16 protein-coding genes are annotated in these 14,986 nt (G+C 35.2%); 6 read left to right on the top strand and 10 right to left on the bottom strand.

The window, feature by feature from the left end; genetic code table 11:
* Positions 1 to 82 precede the first annotated feature (82 nt).
* Positions 83 to 1,627 carry a glycine--tRNA ligase gene (locus tag MPR_RS17240; RefSeq protein ID WP_041894750.1) on the top strand — a complete coding sequence of 515 codons (1,545 nt, stop codon included), beginning with the start codon at positions 83 to 85 and terminating at the stop codon, positions 1,625 to 1,627.
* A gap of 72 nt (positions 1,628 to 1,699) precedes the next feature.
* Here MPR_RS17240 and MPR_RS17245 read toward each other — a convergent pair whose 3' ends face one another.
* Genes MPR_RS17245 through MPR_RS17255 form a run of 3 tightly spaced genes read right to left on the bottom strand, consistent with a single transcriptional unit; the run spans position 1,700 to position 3,402 of the window.
* On the bottom strand, positions 1,700 to 2,128 hold the full coding sequence (locus MPR_RS17245) for a hypothetical protein (protein WP_139177125.1): 429 nt from the start codon (positions 2,126 to 2,128) through the stop codon (positions 1,700 to 1,702).
* A 12-nt stretch (positions 2,129 to 2,140) separates the two neighbouring features.
* Positions 2,141 to 2,845, bottom strand: a complete 705-nt coding sequence (locus MPR_RS17250) for a hypothetical protein (protein WP_041894755.1) — start codon at positions 2,843 to 2,845, stop codon at positions 2,141 to 2,143.
* Positions 2,846 to 2,847: 2 nt separating this feature from the next.
* Positions 2,848 to 3,402, bottom strand: a complete 555-nt coding sequence (locus MPR_RS17255; RefSeq protein WP_041894758.1) for a hypothetical protein — start codon at positions 3,400 to 3,402, stop codon at positions 2,848 to 2,850.
* Positions 3,403 to 4,006: 604 nt separating this feature from the next.
* Here MPR_RS17255 and MPR_RS17260 point away from each other — a divergent pair.
* From MPR_RS17260 to MPR_RS17270, 3 genes are all read left to right on the top strand, one after another.
* Positions 4,007 to 5,254: a lactate oxidase gene (locus MPR_RS17260; protein WP_041894760.1), complete on the top strand. Its 1,248-nt coding sequence runs from the start codon at positions 4,007 to 4,009 to the stop codon at positions 5,252 to 5,254.
* A gap of 164 nt (positions 5,255 to 5,418) precedes the next feature.
* A complete protein-coding gene (locus MPR_RS17265) occupies positions 5,419 to 5,994 on the top strand; it encodes a YceI family protein (protein WP_006262375.1) in 576 nt (191 codons plus the stop codon).
* Between the two features lie 193 nt (positions 5,995 to 6,187).
* A complete protein-coding gene (locus tag MPR_RS17270) occupies positions 6,188 to 7,066 on the top strand; it encodes a hypothetical protein (RefSeq protein WP_041894762.1) in 879 nt (292 codons plus the stop codon).
* 50 nt (positions 7,067 to 7,116) lie between these two features.
* On the opposite strand, the gene MPR_RS17275 is transcribed toward MPR_RS17270, so the two are convergent.
* The 4 genes from MPR_RS17275 to MPR_RS17290 all read right to left on the bottom strand — a co-directional run bounded on the left by MPR_RS17275 (position 7,117) and on the right by MPR_RS17290 (position 9,947).
* Positions 7,117 to 7,746 carry an NAD(P)H-binding protein gene (locus MPR_RS17275; RefSeq protein ID WP_041894765.1) on the bottom strand — a complete coding sequence of 210 codons (630 nt, stop codon included), beginning with the start codon at positions 7,744 to 7,746 and terminating at the stop codon, positions 7,117 to 7,119.
* Positions 7,747 to 7,887: 141 nt separating this feature from the next.
* Entirely contained in the window at positions 7,888 to 9,288 is a 1,401-nt protein-coding gene (gene aspA / locus MPR_RS17280) for an aspartate ammonia-lyase (protein ID WP_041894768.1), read from the bottom strand.
* Positions 9,289 to 9,357: 69 nt separating this feature from the next.
* Positions 9,358 to 9,744, bottom strand: a complete 387-nt coding sequence (locus MPR_RS17285; RefSeq protein WP_041894771.1) for a YchJ family protein — start codon at positions 9,742 to 9,744, stop codon at positions 9,358 to 9,360.
* Positions 9,744 to 9,947: a hypothetical protein gene (locus MPR_RS17290; protein ID WP_006259864.1), complete on the bottom strand. Its 204-nt coding sequence runs from the start codon at positions 9,945 to 9,947 to the stop codon at positions 9,744 to 9,746. The genes MPR_RS17285 and MPR_RS17290 overlap by 1 nt, the downstream gene beginning before the upstream one ends.
* 111 nt (positions 9,948 to 10,058) lie before the next feature.
* On the opposite strand from MPR_RS17290, the gene MPR_RS17295 reads away from it, so the two are divergent.
* On the top strand, positions 10,059 to 10,745 hold the full coding sequence (locus MPR_RS17295; protein ID WP_235280472.1) for a ComF family protein: 687 nt from the start codon (positions 10,059 to 10,061) through the stop codon (positions 10,743 to 10,745).
* A 67-nt stretch (positions 10,746 to 10,812) separates the two neighbouring features.
* Positions 10,813 to 12,417 (top strand): Ig-like domain-containing domain, encoded by a 1,605-nt coding sequence (locus MPR_RS17300; RefSeq protein ID WP_041894774.1) that lies wholly within the window; start codon positions 10,813 to 10,815, stop codon positions 12,415 to 12,417.
* Between the two features lie 43 nt (positions 12,418 to 12,460).
* Here MPR_RS17300 and MPR_RS17305 read toward each other — a convergent pair whose 3' ends face one another.
* From MPR_RS17305 to MPR_RS17315, 3 genes are all read right to left on the bottom strand, one after another.
* Positions 12,461 to 13,228, bottom strand: coding sequence for a nitrilase family protein (locus tag MPR_RS17305; protein WP_041894776.1), 768 nt, complete (start codon positions 13,226 to 13,228; stop codon positions 12,461 to 12,463).
* Between the two features lie 45 nt (positions 13,229 to 13,273).
* Positions 13,274 to 14,113: an ion transporter gene (locus tag MPR_RS17310; protein WP_041894778.1), complete on the bottom strand. Its 840-nt coding sequence runs from the start codon at positions 14,111 to 14,113 to the stop codon at positions 13,274 to 13,276.
* Positions 14,114 to 14,207: 94 nt separating this feature from the next.
* Positions 14,208 to 14,951, bottom strand: a complete 744-nt coding sequence (locus MPR_RS17315) for a succinate dehydrogenase/fumarate reductase iron-sulfur subunit (protein WP_041894780.1) — start codon at positions 14,949 to 14,951, stop codon at positions 14,208 to 14,210.
* Positions 14,952 to 14,986: the final 35 nt, after the last annotated feature.

The raw sequence follows: 14,986 nt of genomic DNA on the forward strand, positions 1-14,986 counted from the left end.
AAATCAATAAACTTTAGGTTATTAACACTAAAATGCCAATGGCAGAGTTCCTAATCTTAAAGTCTTTTATTACTTTTGCACTATGGCAAAACAAGATGATATTTTTAAGAACGTTATTTCGCATGCTAAGGAGTATGGATACATCTTCCCTTCTAGTGAAATATACGATGGTCTAAGCGCAGTGTATGACTACGCTCAGAATGGTGTGGAGTTAAAGAGAAACATTAGAGAGTACTGGTGGAAATCCATGGTACAAATGCACGAAAATATTGTAGGAATTGATGCCTCGATTTTTATGCATCCTACCACTTGGAAAGCTTCTGGTCACGTAGATGCGTTTAATGACCCATTAATTGATAATAAAGACAGTAAGAAAAGATACAGAGCTGACGTTCTTATCGAAGACTACTGTGAAAAATTATACCAAAAGGCTCAAAAGGAAATCGAGAAAGCGAAAAAGCGCTTTGGCGAATCTTTTGACGAAGAACAATTCGTAGCTACTAACCCTCGTGTAGTAGAATATTTAGCGAAGAAAAAAGAGATCTTAGAGCGTATGGCTCGTGGTCTTGATTCAGGAGATTTAGCAGATGTGAAAGCACTTATCGAAGAGCTAGAAATCGCTGACCCTGATACAGGTTCTAAAAACTGGACTGAAGTACGTCAGTTTAACTTAATGTTTGGTACGAAGTTAGGGGCTTCTGCAGACTCTGCTATGGACTTATACTTACGTCCTGAGACTGCACAAGGTATCTTCGTAAACTTCCTAAACGTACAGAAAACAGGTCGTATGAAGATTCCTTTCGGTATCGCTCAGACAGGTAAAGCATTCCGTAACGAGATCGTTGCTCGTCAGTTCATCTTCCGTATGCGTGAGTTTGAACAGATGGAGATGCAATTCTTCGTGAAACCAGGTGAAGAGATGAAGTACTACGAATACTGGAAAGAGACTCGTCATAAGTGGCACTTATCATTAGGAATGGGAGCAGAGAACTACCGTTTCCATGACCATGAGAAATTAGCACACTATGCTAATGCAGCTACTGACATTGAGTTTAACTTCCCATTCGGATTTAAAGAATTAGAAGGTATTCACTCGCGTACTGACTTTGACCTTAAAGCACATGAGAAGTTCTCAGGTAAGAAACTACAGTTCTTCGATAACGAGACTAACACTTCTTATGTACCTTATGTAGTAGAGACTTCAGTAGGTCTAGACCGTATGTTCTTATCTGTATTCTCTAGATCATTAGTAGAAGAGACATTAGAAGACGGTTCTACTCGTACAGTATTAAGATTACCATCTGTATTAGCTCCGACTAAGGCAGCTGTACTTCCATTAGTGAAAAAAGATGGTCTTCCAGAGTTGGCTCAAGAGATAATCGAAGAGCTTAAATGGGACTTTAATGTAGCTTATGATGAGAAGGATGCAGTAGGTCGTCGTTACCGTCGTGCAGATGCACTAGGTACACCATTCTGTATCACTGTAGATCATCAGTCATTAGAGGATAAAACGGTTACTATCCGTCACCGTGACACAATGAAACAAGACCGTGTAGCAATCGCTGACCTTAAAAACATCATAGAGAACGAAGTATCTATGAGAAACTGGTTAAAGAAAATGATGTAACCCATCATCTACCCTATACACAAAAGCCACTCTGTATCAGAGTGGCTTTTTTTATGTTTTTAAATGTATATACTATGATTCTAACCATGCTTCATACTTTATATCCTCATCTATTCTCTTACAAACCTTCCAGAATATCCCCGTCACCATTGCTCCTGCTAAGACAGTAGAAGTAACACATGATATATGTAAATTAGAATCGAACATAAAATACGTCAGATATAAGTAAAACCCTAATGATAACCAATATGAAAGTATAAACCTACCTTTCAAGCACAACGTTAATACTAGCATCATTACCAATGTAGGAATAGTTGTCATATAAGACATTCCCATCAGTACGAAAGGAGTTATAAGCATCATGTATATAAATTCAAAATCTATACTACGATTTCCTTTTTCAAACGCCATTAAAAGTAATACTATAAAATGTAACAGATACATGCTCACTATATTTAACAATATAAAGCACTCACATTTAGTCAATTTTCTCTTACTCATAAAACATACTTATTACTCACTTATACTAGATAGATGCATGCTTACCTCATCTATCCTACTATCTATACTTACTTTGCGTATCGGATAACTTACGAATAGACCTGATGTCAATAGCTCTATAGGTGATACACGTTTTATATTATTCAAATCTATCAATGCATCGAAGTCTAGTCCATAACTATCTACTATATATCGTATTCGTGTCACTGATCGATCATAATAGCATTTATCTAAAGAAGTACTATCCCAATCTGCTAGTTCTAAATATCTATTCTCTAATAGGTCACCATCTAACACCTTTAGACAGAACCCTACACATGTAGTCAATACAAGACCTGTACTACTTCCTTCTAAGAAATATGCTCCGTCTTTAGTGAAATAAGAGTTATCAAAATAGAAACAACTCTTCACTAGATCATTTGTAATCACAGAATACAGACTCTTACAGTGCCCTAAAAAAGAGCGCACACGTTCTTCCGTATTATAGATATGGAGCTTGATGATGTATCGACAGACACCATCATCTTCTAGTTCGTCTAGACAGATACGATTAAATAGGGAATGAAATAGGTATACTGATCCCGCATAGCAGATGATAAGCCCTGCATGTACACACTCACGATCAGAAGTAAGCTCATTATAGATACCGACAAAAGAATCATTAGCACATATAGCCTTGCTATTAAACATTACAGTAGGTACCTTATGATCATTCATTCTTAATATACTGGCCCGAATGTGCGTAGCTTAGCCATCCCGCTCTCAAATACGTCTTTTATCATGTCGTGTTCTCTAAAGGATTTAGAGACTCTGAGCATGGTCTTTATAAAGGATTCTGAGAAATCACGATCTAGCATCGCCTGCATAAGTTGTCTAGCTGTACTAAACTCCTTTGCTCTAAATAAAGCTACCATAAACTCTGTCTGCCATACTAGCTGATCTACAGGGTCACTAATACTGTCTAACTTCTTAAAAAAAGAAGTCAGTTCTACTGAAGCTACATTTAGTAGACTTGAATCTATCTTATTTATTGGAGTTACTAACATATCTTTATTATTTAGAGAGACACATGATTTATAATCACTAGAAAGATTATTGTATAATAACCTTGGTTCTGATACTAGTGGTAAGGGGTCTATAGGTTCTTCATCACCTTGAAGAGGGTGTGTTTGACACTTATTATTATTAGAATTTATAGATTGATTATGATCTATATGTTGATTATTGTTTTCGTTTTCTTCTTCATTGTTCATATCACTTCTATACTTGTTCATAATCGTTGTTATTCTATCTTCTTCTTCTCCTATTTCCTATCACAAAGGTATTTCTTTTCTTTCGGATATCTGTATTTTTTCTTATCTTTAAATATCATAATTCAAACATTACCTGTACTTTACAAACAATTTAACCCATTTTTAGTTCTTCTTTAGTAGGAGATTGTTCGGGTACAGATTTGATTTAGTTCGGTAAAAAAGTCTCTAGCCTGAGTAAACACAGGGTATTACCGAACAACTTCCGAACAATATTAATCTAAAAACACACAGACATCTAATTTACAACAAGTTAAACTAACTATCAAACTCCATAATAACCTAAAAAGATCTTTTAAGGTCAGTAACTCCAAATGAGGTCAAAAATGTTCAAATACATTCTTATAAATAGATTTAAATAAACAAAAAACACTCCCTAATAAATAAAATATACAATCCTTTAAAAACAATTACCATTACCACATTCTCATAAAAAACAAAAAATAATGAATTTAATATACTACATATTGTTTTTATTCAACCAAATACGTTCTTAATCTATATTAACCACTAACTCCTCTCCCTCACCGTAACTTTGTCGTATAAATAAATGTAAAACAGATTTTTTATGAAAAAGACAATATTCACATTAACTGCAATAACACTAATGACAAGTGCCTTTGCTGATGTAGTAACAAATGATTCTACAACAAAAACTGTATTTCAAGATAAAAACAAAAAAGGTAAAGGCTACCAAGCGAGTACAGCTGATAAAAAACTAAAAATAGTAAACCTACATGAGCTAGAAGGACAAGTAAAAGCAGAGATGGATCAGGGTGCCTTTGGGTATATCGTAGGTGGAGCTGAAGACCAAAATAACTTAAAGATCAACACGGAGAACTTCGATAAGAAATACATCATGCCTCGTGTACTAAAAGGGATTAAACATGAGGATATAGACTTATCTACTTCTCTATTTGGTATTCCTCTAAAAACACCTATCATACAAGCACCAATGGCAGCTCAAGGACTATCACACGTAGATGGAGAGATAGCTACTGCTAAAGGTATGATAGCAGCAGGATCACTATTCTCACTTAGTACTTATGGTAACAAAACAATAGAGGAAGTAGCAGAGGGTATTAATGGAGCACCTTTCTTCTTTCAGTTATACATGAGTAAGAATGATGACTTCAACAAGTTTACGCTTGACAGAGCTAAGAAATACGGAGCTAAGGCTATCATCCTTACAGTAGACTCGCCAGTAGGTGGGTACAGAGAAGAAGATATTAAGACAGGCTTCACTTTCCCACTAGGAATGGGCAACTTAGAATTATTCGCAGCACAACAAGCAGATGGCAACAAGACTGGTAAAGGGGCTGGTATTACAGAAATATATGCTCAAGCCAAACAAGACTTTAAACCTTCTGACATTAAGTATGTAAAGGACTTAACCGGACTACCTGTTATCATCAAGGGAATACAGTCACCTGAAGATGCCGAAATCGCCATCCAAGCAGGAGCAGATGCGATATGGGTATCTAATCACGGAGGAAGACAGCTAGATGCAGGTCCATCTTCATTCGATGTACTACCGCTAGTAGCTAAGACAGTGAATAAGCGTGTACCTATCATCTTTGACAGTGGAGTGAGAAGAGGATCTCATATCTTTAAGGCTATAGCTAGTGGAGCAGATATCGTAGCGATAGGACGTCCTATACTATACGCACTACACCTAGGAGGTAGTCAAGGGGTAACGTCTGTAATCGATCAGTTAAATAAGGAATTGACCATCAATATGTTCTTAGGTGGAGCAAAAAACATCAAAGAAATACAAAGCACTAAACTATATACAGATAAAGATTTTCAATTATAATAAACCCCTCTATCCTACTATAAAAGAGAAGATTATGATTAAACAAAAGAAATAAAAATCCACAATTGCACAAGATACAAATACTTCTTAATGTAGGTTAAGTGCTTAGAGCTAAATGTGGTACTACATTTGTAATAAATAACAAAACAATTAAAATTATTATCATGAAAAAAATAGCATTATTATTCGTAGCAACATTATTCTCTGTTGCATCATTCGCCCAAACAAAATGGAATGTAGATAACTACCACTCATTTTTAAACTTCTCTGTGAAGCACTTAGGAATTTCTTTCGTAGATGGTCGTTTTGATAAATACGAGGGAACATTCGAAGGAACACCTGAAGACTTAACGAAAGGAACATTTAAATTCTCAGTAGATATGAACAGTGTGAACACATCTATCGAGATGCGTGACAACCACTTAAAAACAGATGATTTCTTCGCAGCTGAGAAATTCCCTGCAATGACTTTTGAGAGTAAATCAATCAAAAAAGTAGGTAAAGATCAATACAAATTAGAAGGTAACTTAACTATCAGAGATATCACTAAGCCTGTAACATTTGACCTTACTTATGGTGGTTTATTAAAAGATGATGGACAAGGAAACACTAAATTAGGATTCCAAGCATCTACTACGATCAACCGTTTTGACTTCGGAGTAGCGTATGATCCATCAGGACAAGCTATCGCTAAAGATGTAAAAATAAATGTGAACTTAGAGTTCAATAAAGTAAAATAATCCTTTTACACATACTTAATTTCTGAAATAGGCTTCGCATTATTGTGAAGCCTATTTTACATTATAGCTATTCACTATCGCACTTAGACATAGCAACTATAATCGTTAACTAATTAAAGATAATAAACTATAAACAAGAACACTATCTCGTTTATATTGCTTATTTTTATTTATATTAACAAATATAATTGCTATGAAAAAGATTCTATTGAGTGCTTTTATTGGAGTATTAGTTCTTACATCGTGTGGAGATAAGAACAAGAATGGTGAGGGAGACGGAGGGACTATGAAAGAACTAGTCGCAAAACCTACTCCACCTAAAGCAGAAGGCCCTATACGAGTACTATTCGTAGGGAATAGCCATACGGAGTACTTCGCAAGTTTTCCAAAAATGTTAGACGCATTAGCTAAAGAAAACAATAAACAAGTAGAGGTAAAATCCCTTTTAGAAATGGGGGTAAGCATTGATCAGATCATCTCTTCAAACAAGAAAAATGCTGAAAAATTATTTAAGCAAACAGATAAAGATGGAAACTATCTAGACTATGTGATTCTACAAGAATCAACACCTATAGCCATACAAGAGCTAGGCAAGTATAAATCTAACACAGCAGAAGTACATGATCAGATAGCCAAAAATAGCCCTGAAGTAGCTACATATATCTACGGTCTGACGGCTCCATTTGAGTACAATAGTGCAGATTATAAAGATTATCAACTTCTATTAGTAGAGAATGGTGTCACAGTAGCTAAAGCGTTACCTAACACAGGATTCTTAAACTTCTCAGCGGTATTAGGTGCTGCCTATGCTGGCAAAGAAGGTTATACTGCGACTAAGGATGGCAAAGATATGCTACGTCATACCGATAGATCACGTCACATGCTTAATGATGCTGTATTCGTAAACTCTATAGTGCTATATCAAACGCTGTTCGGTGAGACTCCTAAGATTCCACAGCAACTACCACTGAGCACTGGCCTAGGAGATGATGATACGATAAAACTGATGGATGTAAAAGAGGGTGTCAGCGATCCTGAGGCTCTACTTAAGATAGCTACTAGCTTTAAATAATACTATACAAGATAAATGAAAGGCTTGTCTCTAAGAGATAAGCCTTTTTATTATATCTCATTGCTTTCGATAATCAAGCGACGACAGCAATAATTCTTCGCTTCTCTACGCATGCGATTGGCAACTTTAACCACCTCTATCGGTTTATACTTCATAAACAATCGCAGCTTATTAAAGAAAAACAAAATCTTAGCAGCTATTCGTTCTCCCATACGATTAGTCCCTGGACGTAATAAAAGTCCTGGACGTAGAATAATAGTATTCTCAAAACTCAAATTCAATACAGAGCGCTCTAAAGTTCCCTTTAGTCTACTATAGAAGAATGCACTCTTATCAGAAGCAGCCTTAGCTGATAATAATACAAAGTTAGTTACTCCATTCCCTTTTGCGTATTGAGCGAACTGCATGACATAACCATAATCTATATGCCATTGCTTTTGTTTAGAGCCTGCCTGTTTCAGCGTAGTCCCTAAACAACTAAAAGCGACATCTCCTGCTATTAGATGCTTCCATTGGTCGATTTGTTCAAAATCAACTAAATGAACGACTAACTTAGGATGCTGAATATCCCATTCTTTACGAATAAATATGACTACTTCGTGAAAATCATCGTCACAAAGTAGTTGACGTACGAGTACTTTACCAGTTGCTCCAGTACCTCCGATGACTAATGCTTTCATAACAAACCTTTTAAAGCTATTATATCACTACAATAAACTTACCAATTTGTATTGAGACAACAGATTTTAGAAAAGTTACATCTATAAACAATAAAAAAGTCTCCTAGTAGGAGACTTTTTATATTTAATAACACGTATCGATTAGATCGAATGTGGTGCTAGCATATGTTTAGGGTCTAGAATCTCATCTAGTTTCTCCTTAGTTAATAGATTGTGTTCTAATACTAATTCATAAACTCCTCTACCAGATTCTAATGCTTCTTTAGCGATTTTAGTACTTGCTTTATATCCGATATAAGGGTTTAGCGCTGTAACGATACCGATACTTCCTAATACTAACTCCTTATTATGTTCTACATTAGCCTTAATACCTACTACACATTTCTCTACTAATGTTTCCATAGCATTCTCTAACCATGTCATAGACTCCATTAGAGTATGAGCTAATACAGGCTCCATCACGTTTAACTGTAACTGAGCTGCCTCAGAAGCCATTGTGATAGTCATATCGTTACCGATTACTTTAAAGCACACTTGGTTAACTACTTCTGGGATAACAGGATTTACTTTACCTGGCATAATAGAAGAACCTGGCTGCATAGGAGGTAACTGAATCTCGTTAAGTCCTGTACGTGGTCCTGAAGATAATAATCTAAGGTCATTACAAATCTTAGATAGCTTAATAGCTACTTTCTTCAAGATTCCTGAATAAGCAACAAATCCACTTGTATCAGATGTAGCCTCTACTAAGTTCTCAGCAGAAGTAACAGGTTGTTTCATCAACATTCCTAAGTTCTTAGCACATAGATCTGCATAACCTGGTACAGCGTTTAATCCTGTACCGATAGCAGTAGCTCCCATATTAATCTCTAAGAACGCTTGGCTAGCTTGGTTAAGAACTGCTATTTCTCTCTTCAAAGTGAAAGCAAAACCACCGAACTCTTGTCCTAGAGTCATTGGCACTGCATCTTGAAGTTGAGTTCTTCCCATCTTGATAATATTCTCAAACTCTACAGCCTTAGCCTCAAATCCCTTTACTAATTTCTCTAGCTTATCTACTACTTTCTTATTCATTTCGAATACGGCTACCTTAAGAGAAGTAGGGTATGCATCATTAGTAGATTGAGATAAGTTTACATGATCGTTTGGAGAACAATGTTGATAATCACCTTTCTCGAAACCTAAGATTTCTAAAGCTCTATTTGCGATAACTTCATTTGCATTCATATTAACAGAAGTACCTGCTCCCCCTTGTATCATATCTACAGGGAACTCAGCATGTAGCTTACCGTCTATTATCTCCTGACATACATCAGCGATAACCTTATATATTTTTTCGTCTAAAACGTTTAATTCAAAGTTGGTTTTAGCTGCCGCCCATTTTACAATAGCTAATCCTTTAACAAACTCAGGGTAATCAGACAACTTACTTGTCGATATCTTAAAGTTATTGATTGCTCTTTGTGTCTGTACACCATAATAAGCCTGTTGAGGAATTTCTAATTCACCTATTAAGTCGCTTTCAATTCTGGTTGGTTTCATACTTATACAGTTTTATATTTTCACTAAGTTACGAAGTAATTTTTATTTACCCTCTCTAAAACACAAGGATTATTCCTTAAATGTTCCTGATACATAATACCACTTCCCTCCTAACATTTCAAACAAAGAATCTTCATAGTGTTCACACACATTGCCCTCTGCATCTTTATAATACGCCTTAAAGACTACACGACTCTCCTCACTGACAAGAATTTCTAAGCGTTGCCATGTATTTTCTTTTGCCCATTGTAGAATTGCCTTCTTACTATGAAAGTGTCTAGTCTTAGGATGGGTAGTATTAATGATGTATATCGCATTCGCTAAGGCATAGGCTGTATACCTAGAGCGCATCAGCTGCTCAGCAGTAGAAGGAGCTGTAGTATTCGTCACATACGGCTCACAACACTCACTATACTCCTTACCGCTACAACAATAACAAGGTTGGTGCTGCTCCATTATCCTATCTTCTGTTTTAACTCTTCGATAATCTTCAAGAATTTACCCCAACGAACTACTTCGTCATCTGTCTGTGCGTAGTCAAGTCCATCATTGATACTCTCTTCTATTTTCTCTATTGCTACAGAGGCTTCTTCTTTCTTATTTTGAGCAATTAATACCATTAATTGCATGATTTGCTGTTGTACTTCTTCTATTTTCATTTCTATATCTTCATTTCAACACAAAGATATTTGTTATTAATAATTACGTAGAGAAAGTTCTCATTAATTTTAGCATTGTGTAGAAATAAGATTAATCTAATCCTATAACAGATGAGTATCATTGATATATTAAATCTCCTATTTCCCAAGAACTGTATGGCTTGTAATTCCATATTACTGAGAAACGAGCAATATCTATGCCTAAATTGTAGAGATGACATACCTTATACACAAGAACATCTTATAGATCAAAATGATTCTATGGCTAAGTTCTATGGCAAAATACCCATAGAATTTGCTGCTAGTTTACTTTTCTTCTCTAAAGGAGGCAAAGTGCAGCAGATCATCCATAATCTCAAATATAGAAATCATCCTGAACTTAGTTATTTCTTAGGTACTATCTATGCACATCAATTAGCCAAAACAACGCGTCTAAAGGAGATCACTTCTATCATACCTGTCCCCATGCATAAAAAGAAACAAAAGAAAAGAGGGTATAATCAAGTAGATGGTTTCGCGAAAGCACTAAGTGAGCACTTTCACATCAAAATAAATAATCAACTTCTAATCAAAACGCTTCAGACCTCTTCACAGACAACTAAATCACGTTTTCAGAGAAAAAGTCAAACAAAAGAAGTTTTTGATCTAGACCTAAACTTTAAAGACGAGGAATACAATCACTTCTTACTTCTAGATGATATCCTCACTACGGGGAATACCTTAGAGGCATGCTGTAAAAAATTATTACAAATACCGAATACTAAAATCACGATTCTCTGTTTGGCTCGTAGCATTTAAAAGTTTTAATAATACATATTTTCTAACTAAAAAATATAGTCGTTAATTTGTCTTTTAAATTAAAACTATGTCTAAGTTTCGTATATACTTTATTGTTTGTTTTACAGTATTTTGTTTTATAACGTTTTCGAACTGTGCTAAAAGAGGGTTTATTTCAGGAGGACCTAAAGATACTATTCCACCTGTAGTACTAGGAAGTAGTCCTAAGAACCACTCTATACATTTTGACAAAAAGCAAATTACTATTGATTTCGACGAATTCGTTAAGATCAAAAACGTAAATCAAAACTTGATTATCTCTCCTCCTATGGATAGAATGCCTGAAGTATTACCAATGGGAAATGCTAGAAAGACAGTTACGATCAATCTTATAGACACTTTAAAACCGAATACGACTTATAGTTTTAACTTCGGGGATGCTATTACGGATAACAATGAAGGTAATGTCCTAAAGCAGTTTAAATATATCTTCTCTACAGGAGATTATATCGACTCTCTGAAACTAAGTGGAACGATCAGAACTGCACATCAGTTAAAATCGGATAACTTCGTAAATGTAATGCTATACGATGCTGAGACATTTAAAGACTCTACTATCTATAGAGAAAAACCTCTTTATGTAACGAATACACTAGACAGCCTTACGACTTTCTCTATAGAGAATATTAAAGCAGGAAAGTATTACTTAGTGGCATTAAAGGATAAGAACAGTAACTTTATGTTTAATCCTACTGAGGATAAAATAGCTTTTATAAAAGAACCGATTGAGATTCCAACAGATCAATCTTATGATTTGACACTGTTCAAGTCTGATGAGAAATTCGAGGCTTCTAGACCTGCTCAGATTACCCAAAACAAATGGTACTTACCGTATATAGGGAATGCTGAGGGTGCTACTGTAGAAGTTAAAAAAGATGGGGTAGTAATCCCTAGTGCTTATACACAACTAGCAGATAAAGATAGTTTACAAGTTTGGTTCCCAAAGATAGAAGCAGACTCTCTGCACTTCACAGCTACTAAAGGTGAGTTTACAAAGACATTTATGGTTAAACCAAGACCTAAGATGAAAGAAATAGATTCGCTATCCGTGTCAGGAAAATCAGGTACACTTGATTTTCTATCTGATTTATTAGTAGAAACAACTACACCAGTTAAGTCTATTAATAAAGAACTAATCACCATCTTTAACAAAGATTCTGTAGCTGTTCCTTTTACAATAGAGAACAAAGCAAGAGAACAAAAGTTCTATCTAAAGTTTAAAAAAGAAGAACTAGATAATTATAAAGTAACATTATGGCCTGGTGCTATTACAGACTTCTTTGGTAAAGCAAATGATACAATCGTGCTGAACAATAAAACGACAGCTTATACAGATTATGGAAACTTGACCATTACACTAAATGGATTAAAGCGTTACCCTGTCATCGTTGAATTACTAGACGATAAAGAAAAAGTAATCGTTAGTCAATATAGTGAAAGCTCTAATACATTTGAATTCTTAGCATTACCACCTAGAATGTACTACATAAGAGTTATCTATGATGACAATAAAAATGGCGTATGGGATAAAGGATACTATTGGGACAGAAGACAGCCTGAAGAATCGGTCTACTTCCCTGAACAGATAGATGTCCGTGCCAACTGGGATATTAAAGAACAAATCAACTTATAAACAAATAAGGCTCTTAGCATAAAAACTAAGAGCCTTATTTTATTTATAGGATAGTAAATGAATCAGCATCTCTAAGTACACCGAAACTCTTTCTTATTTTATCTTGTTTTGCTTTATCTAAGGTTACATATACTACTTGTTCCCCCTTCAATGGTTCTACTAAGTAGCCTCCTAACATATCTAAAGTTTGTGAATGACCTGAATAAATATTTTCATTTTCATCACTTCCACATCTATTTACAGCCACCAAATAACTCATATTCTCGATAGCACGTGCCTTTAGCAGAGAGTCCCATGCATAAATACGCTGATCTGGCCAACTAGCTACATAGATTAATAAATCATATACTCCGTCATTATTTCTACTAAAAACAGGGAATCTTAGGTCATAACAAACTAAAGGACATATATTCCAACCCCTATAGTTAACTATTAATCTGTCTACCCCTGCTTTATATATCTTTTCTTCTCCTGCTAATGAGAATAAGTGTCGTTTATCATAAGTACTGATCTCACCTTCATCAGAGATAAAGAACATTCTATTATAGTAGTCTTCTCCTTCTTTAATAACAATACTTCCTGTAAGCGCATATAGATGCTTTTTACACAACGATTGTAACTTGGTGATATATTCGTCTTCCATAGTCAAGAAAACGCGCTCAGGCTTCATTGTAAAGCCTGACACAAACATCTCAGGTAAAACTACCAAATCTGTATCTTGTTCTATAGCATTAAGCTTCTCTAAAAAATGTTCTTTATTCGCTTCTATATCCTCCCATACCAATGGCGATTGTAACATGGCAACTTTCATTACACTACGATATTTAGATTATACTCCAAAAATAAGCAATAATTCTTACTTCTCTTCTTGAGGTCTACCACAACACGGGCAATTACAACTAGAAACATTCGTTTTTTGTAATGCCAATAACTTCTTCTCTTTCCTTTCTGCCAAGATCTCTGAAAAGCCTGATGAGATAATACCTGTAGGTAAAGCAAAAAAGCCTATTCCAATAACAGCAAGCACCCCTCCTATTAGCTTTCCTATCACAGTTACAGGATAGATATCTCCATAACCTACAGTACAAATCGTAATAACAGACCACCACATTGAGTCTGGTATACTAGAAAAAGCTTCGGGCTGAGAAGGGTTCTCTGCATAATAAATAGCCGTAGAAGCTATCAACAATAAAAAGATCAACATAAATGCGGCAATCGCTAACTCACTCGCTTTTCTCTTAAATACATTGACCACAAGAGCCAATGCTGATACATAACGGGTAATCTTGAATACTCGTAATAATCTAAACACACGCATTAATCTTATGATACGGAGATCCACATGTACAAAGGCTAGATAAAAAGGTAACACCGCACATAAATCTATTAAATGCATAGAAGTAAAAGCATATTTTAACCTTCCTAAAAAAGGTTGGTTAAATCGCTTATCACAGGTAATAGACCACATTCTCAGTACATACTCTATCGAGAAGAAAGCAACCGAGAACAAATTAAACGAAGAGAAAAAAGAACTATACTCTTCTCTAAATTCAGGAATTGATTCAAAGATTAATGAGATAGCATTCAGTAATATCAAGATAATGATTCCTCCCTGAACAATCTTACTTTCAAATGAATTAGAATCATTATTCAGTAAATTATATACTCTGCGTTTTATCGAAATATTTCTCTTCATAACTCAAATTCTCTTGCCCAAAAATTAGAGTACAAAAATAAAAAAAGCAGATATATCTCTATATCTGCTTTTTCATTTATTTCAAGAAAAACTATTATTTCAAGCTTGCTTTTAAGTATTCTCTGTTCATACGAGCGATGTTCTCTAAAGAAATTCCTTTAGGACATTCTACCTCACATGCTCCTGTATTAGTACAGTTACCGAATCCTAAAGCATCCATCTCAGCTACCATATTAAGTACACGATCAGCTGCTTCTACTTTACCTTGTGGTAACAAAGCAAATTGAGAAACTTTTGCAGATACGAATAACATAGCAGAAGAGTTTTTACATGTAGCCACACAAGCACCACATCCAATACAAGTAGCTGCGTCAAATGCACGGTCAGCATCATGTTTAGGAATTGGAATAGCGTTAGCATCTTGTGTATTACCTGAAGTATTTACAGATACGAAACCACCTGCATGTTGAATTTTATCAAAAGCAGTACGGTCAACTACTAAGTCTTTAATTACTGGGAAAGCTTTAGCTCTAAATGGCTCGATATAGATCGTATCACCATCTTTGAACTTTCTCATGTGTAACTGACATGTAGTAATACCTCTGTCTGGTCCGTGAGCTTCACCATTAATAAATAAAGAACACATACCACAGATACCCTCACGACAGTCATGGTCGAAAGCTACTGGATCATCACCTTTCTCGATTAACTCATTGTTTAATACATCAAGCATTTCTAAGAAAGACATATCAGGAGAAACATCGTTGATTTTATAATCAACCATTTTTCCTTGTACTTTAGCGTTTGATTGACGCCATATTTTAAGTGTAAGATTCATTTGTGTCGAATTTTTACAAAAAGACTAGGTCCGAA

The sequence above is a fragment of the Myroides profundi genome, from assembly GCF_000833025.1.
Classification (GTDB): domain Bacteria; phylum Bacteroidota; class Bacteroidia; order Flavobacteriales; family Flavobacteriaceae; genus Flavobacterium; species Flavobacterium profundi_A.

Bases quoted from the DNA above. Each gene is read 5' to 3' on its own strand.
- MPR_RS17305 (WP_041894776.1), bottom strand. From the start codon at position 13,228: ATGAAAGTTGCCATGTTACAATCGCCATTGGTATGGGAGGATATAGAA.
- MPR_RS17275 (WP_041894765.1), bottom strand. From the start codon at position 7,746: ATGAAAGCATTAGTCATCGGAGGTACTGGAGCAACTGGTAAAGTACTC.
- MPR_RS17255 (WP_041894758.1), bottom strand. From the start codon at position 3,402: ATGAACAAGTATAGAAGTGATATGAACAATGAAGAAGAAAACGAAAAC.
- MPR_RS17300 (WP_041894774.1), top strand. From the start codon at position 10,813: ATGTCTAAGTTTCGTATATACTTTATTGTTTGTTTTACAGTATTTTGT.
- MPR_RS17315 (WP_041894780.1), bottom strand. From the start codon at position 14,951: ATGAATCTTACACTTAAAATATGGCGTCAATCAAACGCTAAAGTACAA.
- MPR_RS17270 (WP_041894762.1), top strand. From the start codon at position 6,188: ATGAAAAAGATTCTATTGAGTGCTTTTATTGGAGTATTAGTTCTTACA.
- aspA (WP_041894768.1), bottom strand. From the start codon at position 9,288: ATGAAACCAACCAGAATTGAAAGCGACTTAATAGGTGAATTAGAAATT.
- MPR_RS17260 (WP_041894760.1), top strand. From the start codon at position 4,007: ATGAAAAAGACAATATTCACATTAACTGCAATAACACTAATGACAAGT.
- MPR_RS17295 (WP_235280472.1), top strand. From the start codon at position 10,059: ATGAGTATCATTGATATATTAAATCTCCTATTTCCCAAGAACTGTATG.
- MPR_RS17240 (WP_041894750.1), top strand. From the start codon at position 83: ATGGCAAAACAAGATGATATTTTTAAGAACGTTATTTCGCATGCTAAG.
- MPR_RS17250 (WP_041894755.1), bottom strand. From the start codon at position 2,845: ATGAATGATCATAAGGTACCTACTGTAATGTTTAATAGCAAGGCTATA.
- MPR_RS17290 (WP_006259864.1), bottom strand. From the start codon at position 9,947: ATGAAAATAGAAGAAGTACAACAGCAAATCATGCAATTAATGGTATTA.
- MPR_RS17285 (WP_041894771.1), bottom strand. From the start codon at position 9,744: ATGGAGCAGCACCAACCTTGTTATTGTTGTAGCGGTAAGGAGTATAGT.
- MPR_RS17245 (WP_139177125.1), bottom strand. From the start codon at position 2,128: ATGAGTAAGAGAAAATTGACTAAATGTGAGTGCTTTATATTGTTAAAT.
- MPR_RS17265 (WP_006262375.1), top strand. From the start codon at position 5,419: ATGAAAAAAATAGCATTATTATTCGTAGCAACATTATTCTCTGTTGCA.
- MPR_RS17310 (WP_041894778.1), bottom strand. From the start codon at position 14,113: ATGAAGAGAAATATTTCGATAAAACGCAGAGTATATAATTTACTGAAT.